Raw genomic sequence first — 17,346 nt, 5'->3', positions numbered from 1 at the left:
TGATGTTGCGCACTGGCCTTTGGCCGCAGACTCCGTGGAAGAACCTAATGAAAAGCGCAGAAATCCGTGAAGCCTTCCTTCGCTTCTTCGAAGAGCAAGGCCACACCCGTGTAGCCTCCAGCTCCTTGATCCCAGGCAATGACCCAACCCTGCTGTTCACCAACGCGGGGATGAACCAGTTCAAGGACTGCTTCCTGGGCCAGGAAAAGCGCGCCTACACCCGCGCCACCAGCAGCCAGAAGTGCGTACGCGCCGGCGGCAAGAACAGCGACCTGGAAAACGTCGGTTATACCGCCCGCCACCACACCTTCTTCGAGATGCTGGGTAACTTCAGCTTCGGCGACTATTTCAAGAAAGATGCGATTACCTTCGCCTGGACCTTCCTGACCGGCGTGCTGAAGCTGCCCAAGGAAAAGCTCTGGGTTACGGTCTATGCGACCGACGACGAAGCCTATGACATCTGGACCCAGCAAATCGGTGTGCCCGTCGAGCGCATGATTCGCATCGGCGACAACAAAGGCGCGCCTTACGCTTCCGACAACTTCTGGACCATGGGCGATACCGGCCCGTGCGGCCCGTGCACCGAGATTTTCTATGATCACGGCGCGGACATCTGGGGCGGCCCACCGGGCTCGCCGGAAGAAGACGGCGACCGTTACATCGAGATCTGGAACAACGTCTTCATGCAGTTCAACCGCACCGCCGATGGCGTGTTGCATCCGCTGCCGGCGCCGTCGGTGGACACCGGCATGGGCCTGGAGCGGATCAGTGCGGTGATGCAGCACGTGCATTCCAACTACGAAATCGACCTGTTCACCCACCTGCTGAGCGCCTCGGCGGCTGCCATTGGCTGCGCCAATGACAACCAGTCTTCGCTCAAGGTAGTGTCGGACCACATCCGTTCGTGCGGTTTCCTGATCGCCGACGGTGTGCTGCCGTCCAACGAAGGCCGTGGCTATGTGCTGCGCCGTATTATCCGTCGCGCCTGCCGTCACGGTAACAAGCTGGGCGCCACCGGCAGCTTCTTCTACAAGATCGTGGCCGCGCTGGTCGCCGAGATGGGCGATGCCTTCCCGGAACTCAAGCAGCAGCAGGCCAACATCGAGCGCGTGCTCAAGGCTGAAGAAGAGCAGTTCTCCAAGACCCTGGAGCACGGCCTGAAGATCCTCGAGCAGGACCTGGCTGAACTCAAAGGCACCGTGGTGCCGGGCGACGTGGTGTTCAAGCTGTATGACACCTACGGTTTCCCGATGGACCTGACCGCCGACATCGCCCGTGAGCGCGAGCTGACCGTCGATGAGGCCGGTTTTGAGCGTGAGATGGAAGCCCAGCGCGTGCGTGCTCGTTCCGCCAGCTCCTTTGGCCTGGACTACAACACCCTGGTCAAGGTCGACGTGCCCACCGAGTTCACCGGCTACGCGGCGACCGTGGGCGCGGCCAAGATCGTGGCCATCTACAAAGAAGGCAAGTCGGTCGACGTATTGAGCGAAGGCGAAGAAGCGGTAGTCGTGCTGGACCAGACCCCGTTCTACGCCGAATCCGGTGGCCAGGTGGGTGACTGCGGTTTCCTCAGTTCGACCTCCGGGCGTTTTGAAGTGCGTGACACCACCAAGACCGGCGGCGCGTTCCTGCACCACGGTGTGCTGGTGTTGGGCAACCTGACAGTTGGTGCGCCGGTTGACACTCAAGTCGATGCCGACGTGCGGCATGCAACTGCTTTGAACCATTCCGCCACTCACTTGCTGCACGCTGCGTTGCGCCAGGTATTGGGTGAGCATGTGCAGCAGAAGGGTTCGTTGGTGGACAGCCAGCGCCTGCGTTTCGACTTCAGCCACTTTGAAGCGATCAAGCCTGAGCAGATCAAGGCACTGGAAGACATCGTCAACGCCGAGATTCGCAAGAATACCCCGGTTGAAACCGAAGAAACCGACATCGAAACCGCCAGGAACAAAGGCGCCATGGCGCTGTTTGGCGAGAAGTACGGCGACGAAGTGCGCGTACTGAGCATGGGCGGCAGCTTCTCGGTGGAGCTGTGTGGCGGTATCCACGCCAACCGTACCGGCGATATCGGCCTGCTGAAAATCATCAGCGAAGGCGGTGTGGCCTCCGGTGTGCGTCGTATTGAAGCGGTCACCGGTGCTGCGGCCCTGGCCTACCTCAATGCGGCGGAAGAACAACTCAAGGAAGCGGCCGGCCTGGTCAAGGGCAGCCGTGACAACCTGATCGACAAGCTGTCGGCCGTGCTGGAGCGTAACCGCGCACTGGAAAAACAGCTGGAGCAGTTGCAGGCCAAGGCGGCGAGCGCAGCGGGCGACGATTTGTCGGCCTCCGCGCTGGACGTCAAGGGCGTGAAAGTGCTGGCTGTGCGCCTGGACGGCCAGGATGGCAAGGCGCTGTTGGCCTTGGTCGATCAGTTGAAGAACAAGCTCGGCCGCGCAGTGATCCTGCTCGGCGGTGTCCATGAGGAAAAGGTCGTTCTGGTTGCCGGTGTAACCAAAGACCTGACTGGCCAACTCAAGGCTGGTGATTTAATGAAGCAAGCCGCTGCGGCAGTGGGCGGGAAGGGCGGTGGTCGTCCGGACATGGCGCAAGGCGGTGGTGTAGACGCAGGCTCCCTGGACGCGGCCCTGGCCCTGACCGTGCCGTTTGTCGAGGCCGGCATTTAAGGCACTGTTAATGAGCCCATGGTCTAGTCATGGGCCCGTTTGAGTGCTGGAAGATTTGTTTATTGGGCGCCCCTTTACGGGCTGAGGCGGCTTAGAAATGGCTTTGATCGTACAGAAATTTGGAGGCACTTCGGTCGGTTCCGTCGAAAGAATCGAGCAGGTCGCCGACAAGGTTAAGAAATTCCGCGACGCCGGCGATGACCTGGTGGTGGTGCTGTCGGCCATGAGCGGCGAGACCAATCGCCTGATCGATCTGGCCAAGGCGATCAGTGGTGATCAACAGCCGCTGCCGCGTGAGCTGGATGTGATCGTGTCCACCGGCGAGCAGGTGACCATTGCCTTGCTGGCCATGGCGCTGAACAAGCGTGGCGTGCCGGCGGTGTCCTACACGGGCAGCCAGGTGCGCATCCTCACCGACAGCGCGCATACCAAGGCCCGCATCCTGCAGATCGATGATCAGAAAATCCGCACAGATCTGAAAGCCGGCCGTGTGGTAGTTGTAGCTGGCTTCCAGGGCGTGGACGAGCAGGGCAACATCACGACCCTCGGGCGTGGCGGTTCGGATACCACCGGTGTGGCACTGGCAGCGGCGCTCAAGGCCGATGAATGTCAGATCTATACTGATGTGGACGGCGTGTACACCACCGACCCGCGTGTGGTGTCCGTGGCCCAGCGCCTGGACAAGATCACCTTTGAAGAGATGCTGGAAATGGCCAGCCTCGGTTCCAAGGTGTTGCAGATCCGCGCGGTGGAGTTCGCCGGCAAGTACAACGTTCCGCTGCGCGTATTGCACAGCTTCAAAGAGGGTCCGGGCACCCTCATTACTATTGATGAAGAGGAATCCATGGAACAGCCGATCATTTCCGGCATCGCTTTCAACCGCGATGAAGCCAAGCTGACGATCCGTGGCGTGCCAGACACCCCGGGCGTGGCCTTCAAGATCCTCGGCCCTATCAGCGGCGCGAACATTGAAGTCGACATGATCGTGCAGAACGTTTCGCACGATAACACCACCGATTTCACCTTCACCGTGCACCGCAACGAGTACGATGCAGCCGAGCGTATCCTGCAGAACACTGCGAGCGAGATTGGCGCCCGTGAAGTGGTTGGCGATACCAAGATTGCCAAGGTGTCGATCGTGGGCGTGGGCATGCGCTCCCATGCCGGCGTTGCCAGCCGCATGTTCGAGGCGCTGGCCAAGGAAAGCATCAACATCCAGATGATCTCCACCTCGGAAATCAAAGTCTCGGTGGTGATTGAGGAGAAGTACCTGGAGCTGGCTGTACGCGCGCTGCACACCGCTTTTGAGCTGGACGCGCCGGCGCGACAGGGCGAGTAAGGCAATGCCAGGAAGGCGCGGTTTACCGCGCCTTTCATTTTTTTGTGGGGCGCATGGTCTTTTGCGTGCGCTCGACAATACTTAGGCCGTTAGGGCTATGGCCGTCAGGTCATGGGTCGAACGCCTTTTTTTTGCAGACTGTTGTTCCTGAACTGAAATGCGTGAGGTGAAAGGTATGCTGATTCTGACTCGTCGTTGCGCAGAAAGCCTGATTATCGGTGATGGCGAAATCACCGTGACTGTGCTCGGCGTCAAAGGCAATCAAGTGCGTATCGGGGTTAACGCTCCGAAAGAGGTAGCGGTCCACCGCGAGGAAATTTACCTGCGGATCAAGAAAGAGAAGGACGAAGAACCAAGCCTTTAATTTTTATCGTTTTTTATGTTTGCAAACGGGGATGAACGTGGTTAATATACGCCCCGTGTTGCGGAGAGCTGGCCGAGTGGCCGAAGGCGCTCCCCTGCTAAGGGAGTACACCTCAAAAGGGTGTCGGGGGTTCGAATCCCCCGTTCTCCGCCATTATTTGCTTAGTACGTTGCAATCTGGTTTTTTCGCTAAGTTGTTGAAATTAAACGAAAAAATAGCTTTACATAGAGATTGAACGGCCTATAATGCGCGCAACAAATGCACTCGTAGCTCAGCTGGATAGAGTACTCGGCTACGAACCGAGCGGTCACAGGTTCGAATCCTGTCGAGTGCACCATTTAAGAGTCAGTTGCAGCGATGCAGGTGACTTGGCTTCAACCAGTTGTGATCTGGTCTAAAAACACAATCTGCACTCGTAGCTCAGCTGGATAGAGTACTCGGCTACGAACCGAGCGGTCACAGGTTCGAATCCTGTCGAGTGCACCATACAAACAAAAAGCCCGCCTAGTGCGGGCTTTTTGCCGTCTGGGGTTTGTGTAGGATTTCAGCTCTTTCTTCCGGCCTCATGTGTTTTCCTTCCGGGCTGTGTCGTCGCAGTTCATAGATGCAGCCGATGCTCAGCTTTGGCTCGCAAGCGCTTGTTCTTTCCAGTTTTTTAACGTTAAAAGCGTGCGCAGCGTGTATCATTGCGCCCGTCAGCCCCGCCGGGGCTTGTGGAATACCTCCATGGACTTACCCAGTAGTTGCTCAGTACCCCGCTTTACCAATCATGAATTGACTGATTGATCCTTCCGGCGTGCCCCGCTGCTGGGAGTGGAGTTCGCCTATGACCGAAGTAGAAGTAAAGAAAACACAAGACAGCCTGCAGGATCGCCTCGCTCAAGTCATCGAGCTGCTGCAGCGTCAGCGCGTGGTCGAAGACCTCACGCACCGCCAGGAAGGTCCGCACCACGACCGCGTCGAAAACCTGGTTCACCGGCAAAACCTCGTTGAGCTGCAACGCAAGCTCGATGACCTGCACTCTGCCGACGTCGCTTATATTCTTGAAGCCTTGCCGCTGGATGATCGACTGACCCTGTGGCAGTTGGTCAAGGCCGACCGCGACGGCGACATCCTCCTCGAAGTATCCGACTCGGTTCGTGAAACCCTGATCGCCGACATGGACGATCACGAGCTCCTGGCTGCCGCCAAGGAGATGGACGCCGACGAACTGGCTGACCTGGCGCCTGAGCTGCCGCGTGATGTTGTCCATGAGTTGATGGAAGCCCTCGACAGCCAGCAGCGCGAGCGTGTGCGCTCCGCGTTGTCTTATGACGAGGATCAGGTTGGCGCACTGATGGACTTCGAGATGGTCACCATCCGCGAAGACGTCAGCCTGGAAGTGGTCCTGCGTTACCTGCGTCGCCTTAAAGAGCTGCCGGGCCATACTGACAAACTGTTCGTGGTCGACTACGAAGGCATTCTCAAGGGCGTGTTGCCGATCAAGCGTCTGCTGGTCAATGATCCGGAAAAGAAAGTCGCGGATCTGATGGCCAGCGATACGGTGAGTTTTCACCCGGATGAAGACGCCTACGAGGCCGCCCAGGCATTTGAGCGTTATGACTTGATCTCGGCGCCGGTGGTCGACAAGAACGGCAAGCTGATTGGCCGTTTGACCATCGATGAAATGGTCGACCTGATTCGTGAAGAGAGTGAAACCGAAGTCCTCAACATGGCGGGTCTGCGTGAAGAGGAAGATATTTTTGCGTCAGTCTGGCGCTCCCTGCATAACCGTTGGGCGTGGCTGGCAATCAACCTGATCACGGCGTTCATTGCTTCGCGCGTGATCGGGCTGTTCGAGGGCTCCATCGAGAAGCTTGTCGCCCTTGCGGCGTTGATGCCGATCGTGGCGGGTATTGGGGGCAACTCCGGTAACCAGACCATCACCATGATTGTGCGTGCCATGGCGCTGGACCAGGTCAGTACGGCCAATTCCTCGCGCCTGTTGCGCAAAGAGTTGGCCGTGGGCCTGATCAACGGTTTGGTGTGGGGCGGCGTGATCGGTGTGGTGGCTTACTTGCTGTATGGCAGTTGGTCACTGGGCGTGGTGATGACGGCAGCCATGACCCTCAACCTGCTGTTGGCGGCGTTGATGGGCGTGTTGATCCCCATGACGCTGGCACGTCTGGGGCGTGACCCGGCCATGGGTGCCAGTGTGATGATCACGGCCATGACCGACAGCGGTGGCTTCTTCATCTTCCTGGGCCTGGCGACGATCTTTCTGCTCTGATCCCTTGTGGGAGTGGGCACGCCCGCTCCCACGCTGCCCTCTGCCGTGCCCCTCAAATTTCACGCAAAAAAAAGCCAGCATAGCGCTGGCTTCGGCTTTCAGTTGAATATCAATTGGCTTCTGCGGCCGCCTCAACGTCGTGCGCGATAAGCGAGACGAGAGCATTTTGCTGGCGGTGGGAGAGCTGACGAAAACGCTGCAGCAGTTCGCGTTCGTGCAGTGACAGCTCAGGGCTGTCCAGGCGCATGCTCAACTCTTCGCCCAGCGCACCTTCCTGAATAAGGCTCTGCTCCAGGCGCGCGATGATTTCGGAGTTCATGCTGCGGTGATGATTGCGAGCCACCTCGGCAATGCGTTCCCGCATTCCGTCTGGCAGACGTACGACGAACTTGTCAGCCGTACGGCTGGAATAAATTGCCTGTTTCAATGGGCGCATATATTTAACCGGTTAGTTCAGGGGAGCGGTTTTTGGAATTGGCCGCAAGATGAGTGTTAAGACAAGGCTCACGACCAAAGTTCAACCCGAATTGCAAAGAGGCCGCATCATGCCTCAGATTTGACAGTTCCTTGGCGTCAATTCTGTGACAAATATTGAACTGCCTAAAGGCGTAATGCCAGCACTCATTTGTATTTTTGCGGACTGGTTGGAAAACTTTCAAACGGGTCATTCCGCAACGGAACTTCCCGTAAGTCCAGGCCAGCACAGGGGATGAGGCCGCACATCCTAAAGCAAAGTGGCCTTTTGCCCTTATCTTTAAGACTAGTGGCAATTTGCCGATTTGCGAGGGCGGGGCGACATAAGGTCGAAGGGGGAGGTACAGCGCAGGGGTCAGCGCAAAACTGGATCGAATTTGATTTTGCGGCCCATGAAAAGCGTCAACAGGAGCAGGCTCGTGAATACTACCGCAGCAACAGTTGCAGCGGTTTGCCCATCTTCAGAGGTGGCGCCCAGGCCCAGAACGCCAGTGGCGATAGTCAGGCACAAAAACAGCCAGGCGGATTTGCTCATGAATGGCTTCCTTAGAAAACCCAATGTTCGGATGCCGGCGCAGTCTGGGTGCCTTGGGTCAGGCGTACCGGCGATTGCGCGTTGGGCGTCATCACCGCCAATTGCGGGCGTTGTTGCAGGTGGTGCGGTACGGCCTGGCTGATCTGTGCAGGATCATTAATGCCGGTCGATTGGAAATGAAACATCACCAGTGCAGCCAGGGCTATGGTGTTGAGGGCTAACAGAAGGGCACTGTTCATGGTCATGTTCTCCGCTAAACGCCGTGGCTGAATGGGGTTGTAGGAGAAGTATTGCAGGTCCCGTGCCAATCTATTATTTCAATAAAATCAATGGGTTGAGTCTACTCGAAAGCATCGCCAGGTTGCAATTTGCAATGATGGCATTTTGGGGTAGTGCATTTTGCACGACAGCGTCCAGGTCCCGTCGTTGCTGGGCAAAGCAGGCCTCGGCCGAACAAGGATCGCCCTACACTCAAAAAGCCCACGGACGACATGACAAAACCCACCTCGGCCGTTAACATGCACGCCGTCCGTCGCAGTGCCCAGTGCCCGATGGCTGTCATTTGTCCCAGTAGCTCAATTGGATAGAGCATCCCCCTCCTAAGGGGAAGGTTGGCCGTTCGAACCGGCCCTGGGACACCATCTTCAAAAGCCCTGCACAGGTTGTCCTGGCAGGGCTTTTTTGTGCGCGCCGGCAACACCGGTCGAACCTTGCCGCCTATCAGGGTTCACAGCAGGGGCGCCGTGTGTTTCGCGTACTTTTGTACGTTGCATATGTACCTTGCATGCGACCAGGCAGCGTCTGAACGATTAAGCAAAAATATTCCCCGGAAAACGGCCCGCTGCTTCTGTCCGCTCCCGGCAACCCCGGACTATCATGCTGATAGCCCTGTCCCTCACTTCAAGGAGCCGCTCGGAACGCCGATGCGCCAGATCTGGAAATCTTTTCGAGCCCTTTATTTCGCCTCCTTGATGATGTTGATCGGGTCCGGCCTGCTCAGCACTTACCTTGCCTTGCGTCTGGCAGCCGACCACGTCGACAGCCTGTGGGTGGGTGCCTTGATGGCGGCCAACTACTTCGGCCTGGTGCTGGGCGGCAAGATCGGCCATCGGCTTATCGCCCGCGTCGGGCATATTCGCGCGTATGCCACCTGTGCCGGGATTGTCGGCGCGGCGGTGTTGGGCCATGGCCTGATCAACTGGCTGCCGGCCTGGATTGTGCTGCGGATGATCGTGGGCCTGGGGATGATGTGCCAGTACATGGTCATCGAAAGCTGGCTCAATGAGCAGGCGGACGCCAAGCAGCGTGGCGTAGTGTTCAGCGGTTACATGATCGCGTCCTATCTCGGGCTGGTGCTGGGTCAGTTGATCCTGGTCATGCACCCTGAGCTTGGCCTTGAGTTGCTCATGCTGGTGGCGTTGTGCTTTGCCTTGTGCCTGGTGCCGGTGGCCATGACCCGACGCATTCACCCGGCGCCGCTGCACCCGGCGCCCATGGAGCCGCGCTTCTTTATCAAGCGTGTGCCGCAGTCGCTGAGCACGGTGCTGGGCGCGGGGCTGATCGTCGGCTCGTTCTACGGCCTGGCGCCGCTGTATGCCTCGCAGCAAGGCTTGAGCACCGAGCAGGTCGGTCTGTTCATGGGTAGCTGCATTTTTGCCGGTCTGTTGGTTCAGTGGCCATTGGGCTGGTTGTCGGACCGCTATGACCGCGCCTTGCTGATTCGCTGTTTCGCCTTGTGCCTGGCCGTGGCGGCGTTGCCGTTGGCCGTAATGACCCAGGTGCCGCTGGAAGTACTGTTTGTGGCCGGCTTCCTGTGTTCCCTGGTGCAGTTCTGCCTGTATCCCTTGGCGGTGGCGTTCTCCAATGACCATGTGGAAGGTGATCGCCGCGTGTCGCTGACGGCCATGTTGCTGGTGACCTACGGCATCGGCGCGAGTGTCGGGCCGCTGTTGGCGGGTGTGGTGATGAAGCTGTTCGGCAGCCACATGCTGTATGCGTTTTTCAGCCTGTGTGCATTGATCCTGGTATGGCGGATCCGGCCGAAGGCGGTAACCAACCTGCATCAGGTAGACGACGCGCCACTGCATCACGTGGCGATGCCTGACAGTATGTCCAGCTCGCCGCTGGTGGCGTGCCTCGACCCGCGGGTGGATGAGGCGGTGGTGCAGGAGCAAATGCAGAACGTTGTGCCTGAGCCGGAACCTGAAACCGAAACTGACCCGCAACAACCCGCGGATGAACCCGCTTTTGAAGGGCCGCCGGAACCTCTGGGGCCGGACGAGCATCCTCATGACTTGAGCAGGGCACGCCCCTGAAAGCAAAAACGGGCAGATCCCATCAGGATCTGCCCGTTTTTATTGACGCGGCCTTTATGGTTTAAAAGTCGTCGTCCTTGTCAAAGCGCCGCGCTTCGCGCTGCAACTGGTACACAAAACGTTCAACCTGGCGCTGTACCAAGCCGCTCATGTTGTGAAAGCGCACGCCGGCGAAGGTGGTGTTGATCTTGTCTTCGAAGTGCAGGTAACGCAGTTCCACCGAGGTGGTCATGCTGCCGAAGGGCAGGGCGGCGATAAAGCGGTCATAGACCTGGCCCAGTTGCAGGCGATCGGCGATGTCGCCTTCAAAACGCAGCTTGCAGCCGGTGGCGGAGATGTCCAGCAGCTTGCCGCTGATCGGTGCCTTGAGCTTTTCGCCACCCAGCTCGATGCTGACCAGTTGGGCCAGCTTCAATGCGGCGCGAAAAGCATTGCGACGCTGATGGTAGACCACCTCGTCGGGCATGCTGCCGGTGTAGATGCGGTGGCCGCCTTTTTCACTGATGGTCAGCGTGCCGTTGCTTTCCCAGGCGATTCGCACGCCATCATGGAAACCTTCAATGCGGAACGGTTCGCCATTCTCAAGGTAGCGTTCACCGTCGCGGGGGATCATTTCGTCGAGGGCGAGTGTTTTGCTGTCCCGGTCAATATCCACCAAATAGCTTTGGAACCGCTGGCTGCGTTCATGAAAAGTGATGATCAGCGGGTCATGGCTTTCTTGCAGCATCCGCAACGTGCTGGCGATTTCCAGAGGCGTGGTGAGCACCTTGGGTGGCTGCGGAGCATCTTCCGCATTAAGGGCATTGAACACGGTTCTTCCATCTCCAGGCAAAATACGACTACACGCAAGAACCGGCATTTTGCCAGTATGTAGCGCGCCTTGGATAGGGCGCGCTGTAAACCGGTGTCAGGCTTGGCTGCGGGTGCTTGGCTTGACCAGGCGCGAGGTGGAACCCTGGGCGTTGTAAAGCGCCGGGGGCTCTCCGCCGTGGAGTATGCGCAACTGGTTGGCGGTCGTAGCCTGCTGCAGCTGGATCGACTGGCCGTTGAGCAGGTTGGCTTCCTGGCACTGGGCCAGTAATTGATTGAGTGCGGTGCTCTGCGCCAGCAACTGATCGCCTACCGAGGAGTGGCTGGCCAGTTGTGCCAGGCCATCATGATCAGCCGGCAGGCCGAGGCTGATGAGAATTTCGCTGCGCTTCTTGCCATGCTGCTCCAGCAGCACGATCAGCGACTGTTTGCGCGCCAGGATTTCCTCCAGCAAGCGCATATCCCGGCCATAGAGGGCCAGGGATTCTTCTTTGAGCAGCTCGAGCAGAAGTTGCGTCGGCGCCAGATCATCAATGATCAGTTCAAGCAAATGTTCGTCGTGGTGCATGGCTGGCCTTGGGTTTTAAGCGTCCACAAGCCCTGCGCAGGCCTTTGCCTAGCGCTCGGCTTCGAAGTTAAGCAGCTTGCTGGCTACACGGTTGCTGTCGACTTTATAGCTGCCATCAGCGATTGCCTGCTTCAATTCGGCCACGCGGGCTTTATTGACAACGGGTTGATCGCGCAGCGAGTCAGTGACCTTCTGCAACTGTTGAGCCTCATTGCTCAGGTGTACCGATTCCCCGCTCTGGCTGGCGCTGGCCTGTTCTGCCTTGGCGGCAGGTGCTGGCTGGGACTTGGCTTCTACGCCGTCCTTTGCCCCGCTGGTGCGCGTATTGCCCGGCAAAGCCTGGGTGTTATTTAAACGACTGAAATCAATGACCATGTTAAAAAAACCTCTGGGTATTTGGACGCTTGCCATGTTTTCGGCCATACCCGGACAAACTTTAGGCCCGATTGACAATAAACCTGTACAGGTCGACATCCCACGCACAGTGTAGGAAAACCTGGCGTTTCACACCAGCGATCTCACAGCGGTGATCTATAGCGCCACCTCAACCTGGCCCGGCGCGGTCACCTGCGCCTTGATCACACGGTTGGAATTGAGGTTCTTGACCCGGATCTGCTCGCTCATCCCGCCGTTGGACAGCGCCTCCCCCGGCATTTTTACCATCAGCCCGCCGCTGCTGGCGGAAATCACCACCTGGTCGCCCTTGCGAATCACCTCAGCCTGTTCCAGATGCACCAGCGTAATGACCTGGTCGGTGACCATTGGTCGGGTCAGTTTCTGCCCGATGGCTTGGTCCACAGCGGTGAGGTAGCCCTGATTGATCAGGCTGATGTCGCGTTCACGCAGGGCCACGTCTTCAAAACCAATGATGCCGGTGCGTTTGAGCGGGCGTGTGACCACAACCACATCGCGGAACAGTTTGACCTGCGCCGGCACAAACACGGTCCAGGGTGAGGCGCCCTCGCAGCGCACTTTTACCGTCACGCGGCCGATGGGCTGGGCCGGGCTTTCGAGGCTGGCCGTCAATTCCTTGTCGCACATAGGCATGCGCAGGCGCGGGTCCAGTTGGTTGACCTGGATTTCGTAACGCCCCGGCGTTTGGGTGGTCGCCAGATAATCTTCTACAGTGAACTCAAGAAAGCCTTGGGTGACGCCGATAAGGAGATCAGGCAAGGTGACATTATCTGCGCGAGCCGTGGTGCCCGAGCCCAAGGCAAGCAAAGCCATCGATGCGCAGAGCAATCTGCGATACCGTGGGATGCGTCGGAAAACTGTCGTTTTAAGGTTCATAGACCAATAAATAGCAAAGCCCGTGCCGTTTAGTGTTGGGTGAGCGTCGTTGCCCTTGTAGGTATAGCCAAAGGTTTTAGCGTAGGAGTCAAGGCATGGCAGGAGTAATGGACTCAGTAAACCAGCGCACACAGCTGGTAGGGCAGAATCGCCTGGAACTGTTGCTTTTCCGCCTGGACGGCAAGCAGCTGTACGGCATCAATGTGTTTAAAGTGCGGGAAGTGCTGCAGTGCCCCAAGCTGACCATATTGCCTAAATCCAGCCCGGTGGTCTGCGGCGTAGCGAATATCCGAGGCGCGACCATTCCGATTCTCGACCTGGCCATGGCCACCGGTTCCTCGGGTTTGCAGGACCGCGAAAGCCCCTTTGTGATCATCACCGAATACAACACCAAGACCCAGGGTTTCCTGGTGCGCTCGGTGGAACGCATCGTCAACATGAACTGGGAGGAGATCCATCCGCCGCCCAAGGGCACCGGGCGCGATCACTACCTCACGGCGGTGACGCGGGTCGACAACCAGTTGGTCGAAATCATCGACGTGGAAAAGATCCTCGCCGAAGTCGCCCCCACCTCGGAAACCATTTCGGTTGGCGTGGTAGACGCCGAAACCGCGCACAAGGCAGTTTCACTGCGTGTGCTGACGGTGGATGACTCTTCGGTGGCGCGCAAGCAGGTCAGCCGTTGCCTGCAAACCGTCGGCGTGGAAGTGGTGGCTTTGAACGATGGTCGCCAGGCCTTGGATTACCTGCGCAAGCTGGTGGACGAAGGCAAGAAGCCGGAAGAAGAGTTCCTGATGATGATCTCCGACATTGAAATGCCGGAAATGGACGGCTATACCCTCACGGCCGAGATACGTAACGACCCACGCATGCAAAAATTGCATATCATCCTGCATACTTCCTTGTCGGGCGTATTCAATCAGGCGATGGTCAAGAAGGTCGGTGCCGATGACTTCCTGGCCAAATTCCGCCCTGACGACCTGGCATCCCGGGTAGTCGACCGGATCAAGGCAGCAGATCACGGCTAGGGGGATTTCCTCCTGGCGGTCACACGATTTAAGAGGCGGTATCATTGTCTACGGGTAATTTGGATTTCGAACAGTTCCGGGTCTTCCTGGAAAAAGCCTGTGGCATATTGCTCGGTGAAAACAAGCAGTACCTGGTATCCAGCCGTCTCAATAAACTGATGGAGCAGCAGGGCATCAAGTCCCTGGGCGAGTTGGTGCAGCGCATCCAGGGCCAGCCGCGCAGTGGGCTTAAGGAAATGGTGGTAGATGCCATGACCACCAACGAAACCTTGTGGTTTCGTGATACCTACCCCTTTGAAGTGCTCAAGAACAAAGTGCTGCCGGAGGCCATCAAGGCCAGCCCCGGCCAGCGCCTGCGCATCTGGTCGGCCGCTTGTTCTTCGGGGCAGGAACCGTACTCGATCTCGATGTCGATCGATGAGTTCGAGCGCACGAACATGGGCCAATTGAAGGCCGGCGCGCAGATTGTCGCCACCGATTTGTCCGGTACCATGCTCACCAACTGCAAGACCGGCGAGTACGACAGCCTGGCCCTGGGCCGTGGTTTGTCCCAGGAGCGCCTGCAACGCTTCTTCGACCCCAAAGGGGCCGGGCGCTGGGCGGTCAAGGCGCCGATCAAGAGCCGCGTGGAGTTTCGCTCGTTCAACCTGCTCGACAGCTATGCCAGCCTGGGCAAGTTCGACATGGTGTTCTGCCGCAATGTGCTGATCTACTTCTCGGCAGAGGTGAAGAAGGACATCCTGCTGCGCATTCACGGTACGCTCAAGCGTGGTGGTTATTTGTTCCTGGGAGCGTCCGAAGCGCTCAACGGGCTACCCGATCACTACCAGATGGTGCAGTGCAGCCCCGGCATCATTTACCAGGCTAAGTAACGTTGGCTTGGGCATAAAAATAACGGGAACCTCCGCAAGGGGTTCCCGTTTTTTATGCGTTTTAAGGCTTGGGTGTCATCACGATTCTGCTCACGGTGAGACGATGAAACCCGCTGGGCACCGCGTCGTTGAGAATACCGAGGTGCACAGAGCCTGTCGTTTTAGCCGTGTATATCCCGGCCCCGATTTGTAGGAAACCCGTAAGGAAGTTCCGCACAGGGGGGCCGATTGGGGCGCCATTGATTGTCATGTACAGGACCGAGGGGTCTTGCGTGTCACCGCTCACCTCGAAGTGACAGTCATAGGTTGTCCCAGCAATCACCGGGACTGCGCGGGTGATGATGTGGGATTTGCCGGGCATGCTGTCTTTCAAGTTGATCACCATACCCTCATTGGGTTTGAAGCTCAGTTTCCCGCCAACGTAGCCTCCCTGGGCTACCCAGCCTTGAGGATTGCCATTCGTTAAATCCCATACTGTGCCTGGGGTTGGGATAACGATGGGGCGTCTATTGATCGTCACCTGCGCGTTCGGCGCAGGGTATTGTGCCCCGTCACGGGTGACGTACAGCTGTAAAGTCACCGTATTGCCTTCGTTGGCCTCAACCGGTCCCTTGGGCATCACGAGGTTAAGCAGGGGGGTATCTTTTTCTATTCTGAAGCTCTGGTTGTGCACGCCGCCAGGGACGGTGCTCCTCAAATAGCAATTGATAAAGTCGCCTTTCACATAGGCGAATATGGAACTCAACTTTACGCAATCGGTGTTCACCAAGGCGAGGTCCAGGTTTGGGAGAGGTGTTGCTGAATCGTCTTGCAGATCGAAACGAAGGGGTGGGATGTTCAGCATGGTGAGCCTCTGCATTACGCATTAAAGGATGTCTCCTGATAAGACATCCATTCAAGCAGTTCCGGCTACTGTCAGAAATAACAGTGCGGACCAATGGTCGAAAGACACCTGGTGCCCTCGGCGCATCCTTCCCTGCCGTTGTCGCTGCCCGGTAAAGCGGCAACCGCCGTTGCCGCTTTACTGGCGCCACGCGGAAGCCCATTGCCGCTTTTCTGGCATTGCCGCCGGCAAACCTTGCGCAACCCCTTGAATTACGGGCCTCCAGCGAATTGGCATGCGACTTGCTATAACCCAGATACGAAAAGCAGGTCAGCCTAAAGGTTTCCGCCATGAGCATCAGCTTCGATAAAGCGCTCGGTATCCACGAACAAGCCCTGGGCTTTCGCGCCCAGCGTGCCGAAGTCCTGGCCAACAACATTGCCAACGCCGACACCCCGAACTACAAGGCTCGGGACCTGGACTTTTCCGCCGTGCTCGCCGCGCAGCAGGACAAGACTAAAAACGGCACCTTCGCCTTGAACATGACCAACAGCCGTCATATCGAAGCGCAGGGTCTGGGCAATGGTGACGAGTCGCTGCTGTATCGCACGCCGATGCAGCCCTCGATCGACCAGAACACCGTCGACGCCCAGCTGGAGCAATCGGCCTATGCCGAGAACTCGGTGAACTTTCAGGCCAGCTTCACCCTGCTTAACAGCAAATTCAAAGGGCTGATGTCAGCCCTGCGCGGAGAGTAAGCCATGTCCCTCGCCAGTGTTTTCAATATTGCCGGCAGTGGCATGAGCGCGCAGACCACGCGTTTGAACACCGTCGCCAGTAACATCGCCAACGCCGAGACCGTGTCTTCGAGCATTGACCAGACTTACCGCGCCCGTCACCCGGTGTTTGCCACCATGTTCCAGGGTGGCCAGGCCGGCCAGAGCGGCAGCGGTGATTCGCTGTTCCAGAATCAGGATGCGGCCGGCCAAGGCGTGCAGGTGCTCGGCGTGGTCGAGGACCAGAGCAACCTGGAAGCCCGCTACGAACCGAACCACCCCGCCGCGAACGAAAAGGGCTATGTGTACTACCCCAACGTCAACGTGGTCGAGGAAATGGCCGACATGATTTCCGCCAGCCGCTCGTTTCAGACCAACGCGGAAATGATGAACACCGCCAAAACCATGATGCAGAAGGTCCTGACCCTGGGTCAGTGATAAGGGGCGCCAAATAATGGCCATTGTTGATACCACTTCTACACCCAACTCGGCGGTTCAGGACCTGTTCAACTCCAAGGTCAAGACTGCTACAGATAACAGCGGCCTTGAGGGTGCCGCCAAGGCGGCCACGGGCAACCAGGCGCTGGGCAAGGACGCGTTCCTGCAACTGCTGGTGACCCAGCTGAAAAACCAGAACCCGCTTTCGCCTCAAGACAACGGCGCCTTCGTGGCGCAGCTGGCCCAGTTCAGCAGCCTGGAAGGCATCAACACCCTGAACGACTCGGTGAATGCGATCTCCAGCAACTTCAGCTCTTCCCAGGCGCTGCAGGCGTCGTCGCTGGTCGGGCGTTCGATCATCACCCAGACCGACAAGGCCATGGTGGATACCAGCAAAAGCATGACCGGCTCGGTGGCGGTGACGGCAGCGACGGGCAACGTCTCGGTGAAAATCACCGACAAAGACGGCAACGTGGTGCGCACCATCGACATGGGCGCCCAAAGCGCCGGCGATTCAAGCTTTATCTGGGATGGCAAGAACGACAATGGCGAAGTCGCCCCCGCCGGCACTTACACCTTCGCGGCCAGCACCAAGAATGACAACGGCGACGCGGTTGCCCTGTTGACGTCGCTGCCGGCAACGGTCACCAGCGTGACGTTGAGCAAGACCGGCGGCGAAATGCTGCTCAACCTTGCAGGCGGCATGGGCAGCGTCAAGCTGTCGCAAATTCAGACTATCGGTACATAGAGCCGGCTAAATACGGCAGAAGGAGAGAAAC

At 58.1% G+C, this 17,346-nt stretch carries 18 protein-coding genes and 4 tRNA genes; 14 read left to right on the top strand and 8 right to left on the bottom strand.

Features of this window, described 5'->3' with window-relative positions:
- The first annotated feature begins 47 nt into the window (after positions 1–47).
- The 7 genes from alaS to mgtE all read left to right on the top strand — a co-directional run bounded on the left by alaS (position 48) and on the right by mgtE (position 6,638).
- Positions 48–2,666 carry an alanine--tRNA ligase gene (gene alaS, locus ASE80_RS27395; protein ID WP_056861670.1) on the top strand — a complete coding sequence of 873 codons (2,619 nt, stop codon included), beginning with the start codon at positions 48–50 and terminating at the stop codon, positions 2,664–2,666.
- Between the two features lie 97 nt (positions 2,667–2,763).
- Positions 2,764–4,005: an aspartate kinase gene (locus ASE80_RS27390; RefSeq protein WP_056861669.1), complete on the top strand. Its 1,242-nt coding sequence runs from the start codon at positions 2,764–2,766 to the stop codon at positions 4,003–4,005.
- 175 nt (positions 4,006–4,180) lie between these two features.
- Entirely contained in the window at positions 4,181–4,369 is a 189-nt protein-coding gene (csrA, locus tag ASE80_RS27385; RefSeq protein ID WP_003175645.1) for a carbon storage regulator CsrA, read from the top strand.
- Between the two features lie 62 nt (positions 4,370–4,431).
- Positions 4,432–4,522 (top strand) — tRNA-Ser (locus tag ASE80_RS27380).
- 107 nt (positions 4,523–4,629) lie between these two features.
- Positions 4,630–4,706 (top strand) — tRNA-Arg (locus tag ASE80_RS27375).
- Positions 4,707–4,778: 72 nt separating this feature from the next.
- Positions 4,779–4,855: transfer RNA gene (locus ASE80_RS27370), tRNA-Arg, on the top strand.
- 340 nt (positions 4,856–5,195) lie between these two features.
- The gene (mgtE, locus tag ASE80_RS27365) at positions 5,196–6,638 is read left to right on the top strand and encodes a magnesium transporter (RefSeq protein ID WP_017138415.1); all 1,443 of its coding nucleotides are present in this window, start codon (positions 5,196–5,198) and stop codon (positions 6,636–6,638) included.
- Positions 6,639–6,747: 109 nt separating this feature from the next.
- On the opposite strand, the gene ASE80_RS27360 is transcribed toward mgtE, so the two are convergent.
- The 3 genes from ASE80_RS27360 to ASE80_RS27350 all read right to left on the bottom strand — a co-directional run bounded on the left by ASE80_RS27360 (position 6,748) and on the right by ASE80_RS27350 (position 7,886).
- Positions 6,748–7,074 carry an Arc family DNA-binding protein gene (locus tag ASE80_RS27360; protein ID WP_003193592.1) on the bottom strand — a complete coding sequence of 109 codons (327 nt, stop codon included), beginning with the start codon at positions 7,072–7,074 and terminating at the stop codon, positions 6,748–6,750.
- Between the two features lie 393 nt (positions 7,075–7,467).
- Complete coding sequence (locus ASE80_RS27355) at positions 7,468–7,647, bottom strand: PA3371 family protein (RefSeq protein ID WP_056861668.1); 180 nt, start codon at positions 7,645–7,647, stop codon at positions 7,468–7,470.
- 11 nt (positions 7,648–7,658) lie between these two features.
- Positions 7,659–7,886, bottom strand: a complete 228-nt coding sequence (locus ASE80_RS27350; protein ID WP_056861667.1) for a hypothetical protein — start codon at positions 7,884–7,886, stop codon at positions 7,659–7,661.
- A gap of 325 nt (positions 7,887–8,211) precedes the next feature.
- Here ASE80_RS27350 and ASE80_RS27345 point away from each other — a divergent pair.
- Positions 8,212–8,288: transfer RNA gene (locus ASE80_RS27345), tRNA-Arg, on the top strand.
- A 282-nt stretch (positions 8,289–8,570) separates the two neighbouring features.
- A complete protein-coding gene (locus ASE80_RS27340) occupies positions 8,571–9,962 on the top strand; it encodes an MFS transporter (protein WP_056861666.1) in 1,392 nt (463 codons plus the stop codon).
- A 61-nt stretch (positions 9,963–10,023) separates the two neighbouring features.
- Here the strand turns inward: ASE80_RS27340 and ASE80_RS27335 are convergent, their stop codons facing one another.
- From ASE80_RS27335 to flgA, 4 genes are all read right to left on the bottom strand, one after another.
- Positions 10,024–10,773 carry a flagellar brake protein gene (locus tag ASE80_RS27335; RefSeq protein WP_056861665.1) on the bottom strand — a complete coding sequence of 250 codons (750 nt, stop codon included), beginning with the start codon at positions 10,771–10,773 and terminating at the stop codon, positions 10,024–10,026.
- A 96-nt stretch (positions 10,774–10,869) separates the two neighbouring features.
- Entirely contained in the window at positions 10,870–11,340 is a 471-nt protein-coding gene (locus tag ASE80_RS27330) for a flagella synthesis protein FlgN (RefSeq protein WP_017138391.1), read from the bottom strand.
- A 48-nt stretch (positions 11,341–11,388) separates the two neighbouring features.
- The gene (gene flgM / locus ASE80_RS27325; RefSeq protein WP_017138390.1) at positions 11,389–11,715 is read right to left on the bottom strand and encodes a flagellar biosynthesis anti-sigma factor FlgM; all 327 of its coding nucleotides are present in this window, start codon (positions 11,713–11,715) and stop codon (positions 11,389–11,391) included.
- Positions 11,716–11,871: 156 nt separating this feature from the next.
- Positions 11,872–12,630 carry a flagellar basal body P-ring formation chaperone FlgA gene (flgA, locus tag ASE80_RS27320; protein WP_056861664.1) on the bottom strand — a complete coding sequence of 253 codons (759 nt, stop codon included), beginning with the start codon at positions 12,628–12,630 and terminating at the stop codon, positions 11,872–11,874.
- 95 nt (positions 12,631–12,725) lie between these two features.
- Here flgA and ASE80_RS27315 point away from each other — a divergent pair, with 95 nt between their 5' ends.
- Complete coding sequence (locus ASE80_RS27315) at positions 12,726–13,658, top strand: chemotaxis protein CheV (RefSeq protein ID WP_017138388.1); 933 nt, start codon at positions 12,726–12,728, stop codon at positions 13,656–13,658.
- A 44-nt stretch (positions 13,659–13,702) separates the two neighbouring features.
- Entirely contained in the window at positions 13,703–14,530 is an 828-nt protein-coding gene (cheR, locus tag ASE80_RS27310; protein WP_017138387.1) for a protein-glutamate O-methyltransferase CheR, read from the top strand.
- 61 nt (positions 14,531–14,591) lie between these two features.
- Here cheR and ASE80_RS27305 read toward each other — a convergent pair whose 3' ends face one another.
- Positions 14,592–15,374 (bottom strand): hypothetical protein, encoded by a 783-nt coding sequence (locus tag ASE80_RS27305; RefSeq protein ID WP_133257311.1) that lies wholly within the window; start codon positions 15,372–15,374, stop codon positions 14,592–14,594.
- A gap of 329 nt (positions 15,375–15,703) precedes the next feature.
- Between ASE80_RS27305 and flgB the strand changes: the two genes are divergently transcribed.
- Genes flgB through flgD form a run of 3 tightly spaced genes read left to right on the top strand, consistent with a single transcriptional unit; the run spans position 15,704 to position 17,315 of the window.
- Positions 15,704–16,111 carry a flagellar basal body rod protein FlgB gene (flgB, locus tag ASE80_RS27300; RefSeq protein ID WP_003214246.1) on the top strand — a complete coding sequence of 136 codons (408 nt, stop codon included), beginning with the start codon at positions 15,704–15,706 and terminating at the stop codon, positions 16,109–16,111.
- Positions 16,112–16,114: 3 nt separating this feature from the next.
- The gene (gene flgC, locus ASE80_RS27295; protein WP_017138385.1) at positions 16,115–16,567 is read left to right on the top strand and encodes a flagellar basal body rod protein FlgC; all 453 of its coding nucleotides are present in this window, start codon (positions 16,115–16,117) and stop codon (positions 16,565–16,567) included.
- A gap of 16 nt (positions 16,568–16,583) precedes the next feature.
- Positions 16,584–17,315: a flagellar hook assembly protein FlgD gene (flgD, locus tag ASE80_RS27290; protein WP_056861662.1), complete on the top strand. Its 732-nt coding sequence runs from the start codon at positions 16,584–16,586 to the stop codon at positions 17,313–17,315.
- Positions 17,316–17,346: the final 31 nt, after the last annotated feature.

The sequence above is a fragment of the Pseudomonas sp. Leaf15 genome (assembly GCF_001421425.1).
Taxonomy (GTDB): Bacteria; Pseudomonadota; Gammaproteobacteria; order Pseudomonadales; family Pseudomonadaceae; genus Aquipseudomonas; species Aquipseudomonas salomonii.
Note: the sequence above shows the minus strand (reverse complement) of the source record. Positions and strands in the feature narration are given on the sequence as shown.